This is a genomic window from Mycobacterium sp. 1165196.3 (genome assembly GCF_001673415.1).
GTDB classification, from domain to species: Bacteria; Actinomycetota; Actinomycetes; order Mycobacteriales; family Mycobacteriaceae; genus Mycobacterium; species Mycobacterium europaeum_A.
The window spans coordinates 1-6,905 of the sequence record NZ_LZLU01000174.1 but is presented as its reverse complement, the minus strand read 5'-3'; the positions used below and the strand labels follow the sequence as shown (position 1 = coordinate 6,905).

At 72.8% G+C, this 6,905-nt stretch carries 3 protein-coding genes and 1 pseudogene; all 4 read right to left on the bottom strand.

Annotated features, from left to right (window positions below; all coding sequences use genetic code 11):
• Window positions 1-333 (bottom strand): annotated as a pseudogene (locus A5659_RS18505) (NAD(+) diphosphatase); the annotation flags it as partial.
• Window positions 333-1,403: a TrkA family potassium uptake protein gene (locus A5659_RS18500; RefSeq protein ID WP_066871171.1), complete on the bottom strand. Its 1,071-nt coding sequence runs from the start codon at window positions 1,401-1,403 to the stop codon at window positions 333-335. The gene A5659_RS18500 and the pseudogene A5659_RS18505, both read right to left, overlap by 1 nt.
• Before the next feature lie 94 nt (window positions 1,404-1,497).
• Entirely contained in the window at window positions 1,498-4,809 is a 3,312-nt protein-coding gene (locus A5659_RS18495; protein WP_067183282.1) for an ATP-dependent DNA helicase, read from the bottom strand.
• The coding region (locus A5659_RS18490) for a UrvD/REP family ATP-dependent DNA helicase (RefSeq protein ID WP_197498078.1) at window positions 4,806-6,905 on the bottom strand (2,100 nt) is incomplete at its 5' end. The genes A5659_RS18490 and A5659_RS18495, both read right to left, overlap by 4 nt.

The following is a 6,905-nucleotide window of genomic DNA, read 5'->3' as shown; positions in this document are numbered from 1 at the left end:
GCCCAGGCTGCGCAGGTTCACCACCTCGGCGTGCGCGCCGGGATCGTCGGGGGCCTGCAGCGCGCCGCGGATGCCCCACACGTGCCGGCCGTCCTCCAGGCGCCCCAGGAACACCGCCTCCGACGGCGGCTTGTCGCCGATTTCGGCGGCCGCGCCGAGCACCACCCGGCCGTTGGCGGCCAGCACCTGGTTGCGCGAATCCACCCGCAGCAGCGCCGCCTCCGCCCAGCCAGCGGTGGCGGCCTCGACATCGGTGCGCAGCTGATCGGCGCGGTCGGCGCCGACGCGCGACAGCAACGGGACGCTGCGCAGCTGAAAGTCCGCGATCGCCATCAGTGGTCGGCGTTTCGGATGTAGAGCAGTCGGTCGTTGGCCTCGATCGCATCCACCTCGGGTGCGCCGATGCGCAGCAGGTGGCCGTCGCGCACCACTCCGAGCACGATGTCGCGCAGGTGCCGCGGCGATCCGCCGACTTCGGTCTGCTCCACTTCTCGCTCGGCGATGGCCAGCCCGGCGTCGGGGGTCAGCAGGTCCTCGATCATGTCCACGACGCTGGGCGTGGTGGTGGCCAGCCCCAGGAGCCGGCCGGCGGTGGCCGAGGAGACCACCACCGAGTCGGCGCCGGACTGCTGCAGCAGGTGCTGATTCTCGGTCTCCCGGATCGAGGCGACGATCTTGGCGTTGGGTGCCAGTTCGCGCGCCGTCAGCGTCACCAGCACCGCGGTGTCGTCGCGGCTGGTGGCGACCACGATGGATGCCGCGTGCTGGGCGCCGGCCAGCCGCAGCACATCGGCTTTGGTGGCGTCGCCGTGCAGGGTGACCAGGCCCGCGCTCTCGGCGTGCTCGAGCGTGCCCCGATCGGTGTCGACGACGACGACCTCGGCCTGGGCGGTCTCGTCACCGAGGATGGCGGCGACCGCGGTCTTTCCCTTGGTGCCGTAGCCGATCACGATGGTGTGGTTGCGCACTCTGCTCCTCCAACGCTGAATCTTCCACCCTTGGCGAGACCGCTCGGAGAGCACTTCGAGCGTGGTGCCGACCAGCACGGCAAGGAACGCGATCCGCAACGCGGTGAAGATCAGGGTGTGCACCAGGCGCGCGGTTTCGGTGTACGGCGTGATGTCGCCGTAACCGGTCGTCGACAGGGAGACCGCGGAGAAGTACACGCAGTCCAGAAACGTCAGCGGTTGGTTGCGCACGTCGCGGTAACCGGTGCGGTCCAGGTAGACGATGACCGCCGCGGCCAGCAGCACCACCAGCGCGATGGCCAGGCGACGGGTGATGACGCGGATCGGGCTCGCATGGTCCTCGGGGATGCGCACCACGCCGATCAGCTGGTGACCGCGCTGAGTGGTCAGGGTTTCGTCCAGACCGCTCAGCTTTCGGGACCTACCGTTGCCCACGGCGGCCCGTCACCGGCTGCACTTCTGCGCACGAGACACGCACGGGTCTTATGTAACCACGGCCACAGCGTCCCCAATACTCGGGCGGCGCAGGTCACACGCCGACGCGGCGGGCGCCGCCGGGATCCGACAGTAGGTCGGCGACCTCGGCGTCGCTCGGCAGCTCGTCGGGAACCACCGTGGCGCCGGCGCGCACGTAATAGAAGGCGGTGCGCACGGACGATTCGGGGACGCCGGCCAGCGCCGCCCAGGCCGAGCGATACACCGCGAGCTGGACGGCGGCCTGCCGCATCGCCTCCGGCCCGTGCGGCGGTTCACCGGTTTTCCAGTCGACCACGGTGGCCCCGCCATCGGGGTCGGCGAAGACCGCGTCGATGCGCCCCCGCACCAGCGTGTCACCGATCGGCATTTCGAACGGCACCTCCACGGCGACGGGAGTCCTTGCGGCCCAAGGCGATTCGGTGAACGCCCGCTGTAAGGCGGCCAGTTCCGCGCTGTCGCCGACGCCGGAATCCGCCGCGCCGGGCAGGTCACCCAGATCGAACAGGCACTCGGCGCCGTAGAACTTCTGCACCCATGCGTGAAAGGCATTGCCCAGCAACGCATGCGGTTCTGGACGCGACGGCAGCCGATGCCTCAGGCGCTGCGCCGTGCCCGCCGGGTCGCGCGCCAGGCCGACCAGGGAACTGACCGACAATTGGCCGGGCAGGGCGAGCGGCGGCGGCTGCACCAACCGGGCACGCTCGGCCAGCAGGGCATCGACATCGGCGGCCCAGCCGTCCACGTCGAGCCCGGTTTCGGTCGCACCGGCGCGCAGCGCCTGAGCCACCAGCGCCGCCCCGCGCTCGACGTCGTTGCGTCGCTCGGCTAGCGGGTCGGGTGGCCACACAGCCTCGATGACGTTGTCGCGCAGTGGGTTTTGCTCACCGTCGGCGGGTGGCGGCGCCCAGTGCTCCACCGTTCCGCACGGGTCGCCGGCCGCGGCCGAGTCGTCGATGACGGCCTTGATCTCGCACAAAAAGTCCGACGGGCCGCGCGGCTTGATGCCGGTGGCCGCCCAGTGGTGCCCGGACACCAGCAGGGTGTCCTCTGCGCGGGTGATGGCGACGTAGAGCAGCCGCCGCTCCTCGTCGATGCGCCGCTGCTCGAGCTGGCGGCGGTGCTCGGAGATCTTGTCCGACAGCTGCTTTCGGTTGGTGACGTCCGAGGTGTCCATCACCGGGATGCCCAGGGCGCCCGCGGCGGCGCGGTCGCCGCGCAACAGCGGGGGTAATTCGCCGGCATCGGTGAGCCAGGTGCTCTTCGACGCCGTGGACGGGAAGGTGCCACCGGACAGGTGGGCCACCGCCACCACTTGCCATTCCAGCCCCTTCGCCGAGTGCACGGTGAGGATTTGGACGCGGTCGCGGGCGACCGCCAATGGTGCCGGCGCCAAGCCGTTTTCGACCGACTCGGCCACGTCCAAGTAGGCCAGCAGGCCGGTCACCGACGTGGCCGCCGATCCGTCCGCGGGCCCGGTTACGGCGTCGGTGCGTTCGGCGTACGCGGCGACGACGTCGGCGAACGCGTCCAGATGCTCGCTGCCGGCCCAGCCGGCCCCGACCCCGGCCGCGGCCCGGACCTCGCAGTCGATGCCCAGCACCCGGCGCACCTCGGCGACGAGGTCCCCGAGCGGATGGCCGAGGTGAGCGCGCAGGGCGCTCAGTTCGGCGGCAAGCGCCGTGATGCGTTGATACCCCGCGGCCGAATATGCCTCGGCCGCACCGGGATCGGCGATCGCGTCGGCCAGGCACACGGTGTCCGCGTCGGGGCCGGCCGCGCTCGCGATCGACTCGGGCGAACAGGGATCGCCGGTCGGCACACCCCCGCCCAGTACACGCGCGCGCTGCCACAAACCCGCGAGGTCACGCGCACCCAGGCGCCAGCGCGAACCCGTGAGCACCCGCATCGCCGCCGCGCCGGCCGTCGGATCGGCGACCAGCCGCAGCATGGCGACCACCTCGGCGACCTCCGGGATGGCCAGCAGACCCGCCAGTCCGACGACCTCGACCCGGATCCCGCGGGCGCGCAGCGCGTCCGCGATGGGCGCGGCATCGGCGTTGCGGCGCACCAGCACCGCGGCCGTCGGCGGGCTGACGCCCTCGTCGCGGACCCGCCGGTAGTGCGCGTCGAGGTGCTCGGCGATCCACTCCCGCTCGGCCGTCACGTCGGGCAGCAACGCACAACGGACCGTGCCGGGTGGGGCATCCGGGCGCGGGCGCAGCGCGTGCACGGCCACCGAGCGCCGCCGCGCCTCCGCCGACACCGCGTTGGCCAGCCGCAGGGCCCGCGGCGGATTGCGCCAGCTGGTCCGCAACTCGCACATGGGCGCGGGGGTGCCGTCGGATCGGGGGAAGTCGGTGGTGAACCGGGGCAGGTTGGTCGCCGACGCGCCGCGCCATCCGTAGATCGACTGGATGGGGTCACCGACGGCCGTGAGCGCCAGGCCGTCGTCGACCCCACCCCCGAACAGCGTTGAGAGCGCGATGCGTTGGGCGTGGCCGGTGTCCTGGTATTCGTCGAGCAGTACCACCCGGTAGCGGCTGCGCAGGTCCTCGCCCACTTGCGGGAAGGTCGCCGCCAGCCTGGCCGCCGACGCCATCTGCAACCCGAAATCCATCACCTTCGCGGCGCGCATGCGTTCGTCGAGGGCGTCGAGCAGGGGCACCAGTTCGGCGCGCTCGGTCTGGGTGGCCAGCAGCCGCAGCAGCCATTGGCTGGGGCCGCGGTCGCGTTGGTAGGGGCCGGCGGGCAGGGAGTGGATCAGCCGCTCCAGCTCCAGGTGGGTGTCGCGCAGCTGGCCGGTGTCCACCAGGTGCTCGGCCAGCTGCCCCCACAGCCGCAGCACCATCGAGGTGACCGCCGCCGGGGTCTTGTCGGTGCGCAGCTGCCCGGGATAGGCGTTCACCACGTCGAAAGCCAGTTGCCACAACTCGGTTTCGCTGAGCAGCCGGGTGTCGGGCTCGACGGGCAGCAGCAGCCCGTAGTCGCGCAGCAGCGAGCCCGCGAAGGCGTGGTAGGTGCTGACCGTCGGCGCGCCCTCGGTGTCGACGGATGCGTCGGCGGCGCCCGGCGGCCCCAGCCCGACGCCGGCCAGCCGGGCCAGTCGGGACCGGACCCGGCGCAGCAGCTGACCGGCGGCCTTGCGGGTGAATGTCAATCCCAGCACCTGACCGGGATCGGCGTAGCCGTTGGCGATCAGCCACACCACCCGCGCGGCCATGGTTTCGGTCTTGCCGGCGCCCGCCCCGGCGATGACCACCAGCGGCCCCGGCGGCGCGGCGATGACGGCGGCCTGCTCGTCGGTCGGCGGGAAAAGCCCGAGCGCCTTGGCCAATTCGGCCGGGGAATAGCGCGGTGGCGTCATCGCTGTGATCCGTCGGCGTGGGCCGGGCAGTTCGCCCGGATGGGGCAATGGCTGCAGCCGTCGTTGCGCCGCGCGATGAATTGCGGGCCGGACGTCGCGTCGGCCGCCCGGGCGATGACCTCGCGCCATTCGTCACCGCCGGCCGCGGTCAGCGGATCCTGTTCGCGTTCGGCCACTCCCGATGCCCCGGTCTTGCCGAGGTAGACCAGCCGGGCACCGCCGGGTTCGACGTTCTCGGTGCCATTGCCGACCAATCCGTCGGCCACCGCCAGCTGATACATGGCCAGCTGGGCGTGCTGTTGCGCGTCGTCCTTGCTGACCGGCGTCTTGCCGGTTTTGATGTCGACGATGACCAGCCGGCCGGCGGCATCGCGTTCCAGCCGGTCGACCCGCCCGCGCAGCCGGACCTCGCCGCCGCCCTCGGTGGCCACGGTTCCGTCGATCTCGAGCTCGACGCCGACCTCGGTCAGTGCGCCCCGGGTCTGCGCCCGCCACTCGATGAACGCCTCCAGCATGGCCCGGTGGCGAGCCAGCTCGTTGGCCGAATGCCATTGCGCCCCAAAGGGTAGGTGTCCCCAGGCGCGGTCCAGCTCGGCCAGCAATTCCGATTCGCTCTTGTGCGGTTGGGCGATCAGGGCGTGCACCACCGATCCGATCGCCGAGCGCACATCGCGCGGGTTGGATCCGCCGTGCCGCTCGGCGAGCCAGCGCAGCGGGCAGTCGTTGAGGGTCTGCATGGTTGAGGGCGTCAACGTCACCACATCGCCGCTGCCCCGCAACGGTTCGCTGGTGCTGACCGGGGTCAGGCCGTGCCATCCGGCCGGGTCGGCGCCGGGCACGCCGGCTCGGGCCAGCCGGGCCAATTGTGTTGCCGCGCAGTCCCGGACGGCCTCGTCGACCGCCCCGTCGGGGGCGCACACCACGCCGCGCAGCCGCCCGACCAGCGCCGCCGCGGACAACACCCGCGGAGCCGAGACCGGTTGTAGCTCAGCGTTATCCGGTTCTCCGTCGGCCCACCGCGCGATTTCGGCGAAGAAGGTCGACGGCAGCGCGGCCTCGTGGCCGGCCCCGCCGGTGTCGCTGTCGACGGCCGTCACCAGCAACCGCCGGCGGGCCCGGCCCATCGCCGCGACCAGCAGCCTGCGCTCCTCGGCCAGCAGCGGTGCCCGCACCGACGCGTCCGCGCCGACCCCGTCCAGCACGTCCAGCAACCGCTGGGTATTCAGCACACCGCCACGCGGAACGGTATTGGGCCACAACCCTTCCTGCAGACCGGCGATCACCACGAAATCCCATTCGTGCCCCAGCGCGGCGTGCGCGCTGAGCACCTGGACCTGTTCGGCCGCGGCGAACGGCTCGGGAACGGCGCCCGGCAACGCCAGCGCGGCGATGTGCTCGACCAGACCGCGCAGCGATGCGCCCGAGGTGCGCGACACGTAGTCGTCGGTGACGTCGAACAGCGCGGTCACCGACTCGAGGTCCCGGGTGGCCTGGGCCGCGGCAGGCCCGCCGCGCTCGCTGACCGACAGCCAGCGGCGCTGCAGCCCGGACCGGTGCCAGGCGGCCCACAAGGTGTGGCGCGGGTCTTCACCGGCGCGGTGCGAGCGCGCGGCCGCGTCGAGCACCCCGCGGACCTTGCGCAGCGGGCCGAACTGCGGCCCCGGCGGCACGGCGCCGGCGGACAGCGCCTCGACCACCAGCTCGGCGAAGTCGCCCGCGGGGCGATCGGGGTTGGCGCGCTGCATCGTTCGGCGCAGCTGGCGCAGCGACACCGGATCGACCCGACCGATGGGGCCGGTCAGCAGCGCCAGCGCCTGCTGCCCGTCCAGCCCGTCGGCGGTGGCCAGCAGCACGGTGAGCAGGGCCCGCGCGGCCGGTTCCTCGGCCAACGGGCCGGGGATGGCGGGCGCGGCCACCGGCACCCCGGCGGCGGCCAAGGCGCGCGGCAGGCGCGCACCCGCCCGCGGCACCGACCGCACGATGACCGCCATCTGTGACCAGGGCACACCGTCGACCAGGTGTGCGCGCCGCAGCGCGCCTTGGCCGCCGCCGGGGTGCCGGTGGCCGCGCCCGCCATCCCCGGCCCGCTGGCCGAG

Bases quoted from the DNA above. Each gene is read 5' to 3' on its own strand.
- A5659_RS18495 (WP_067183282.1), bottom strand. From the start codon at position 4,809: ATGACGCCACCGCGCTATTCCCCGGCCGAATTGGCCAAGGCGCTCGGG.